This is a genomic window from Priestia sp. SIMBA_032, assembly GCF_046535215.1.
GTDB lineage: Bacteria > Bacillota > Bacilli > Bacillales > Bacillaceae_H > Priestia > Priestia aryabhattai.
In genome coordinates this window covers 1-231 of record NZ_JAWRXD010001672.1, presented here as the reverse complement: position 1 = coordinate 231, position 231 = coordinate 1, and the positions used below count along the sequence as shown (strand labels likewise).

The window sequence follows — 231 nt, the reverse complement described above, 5'->3', positions numbered from 1 at the left end:
AGTGGCAGCCGAACATCGTGAAGCAGTACACGCTGAAGGGCTCGCTGTGGGGAGTGCCGCAGCTGGCGGACCCCGGCATCGGGCTCTTCTACAACGCCGACCTCCTGAAGAAAGCGGGTCTCTCCCCCGCGTCGCTCGCCGGCCTCCACTGGTCGCCGGACCGGTCGAAGGACACTCTCCTCCCGGTGCTGCAGAAGCTCACCGTGGATGCCTCCGGACGGAACGCGGCCG

The 231-nt window shown here is 68.0% G+C and carries 1 protein-coding gene; it reads left to right on the top strand.

Annotated features, from left to right (window positions below):
• Window positions 1-231, top strand: a 231-nt coding sequence (locus SB717_RS39930) for a hypothetical protein (protein ID WP_410908907.1), incomplete at both ends; no start/stop codon positions are given.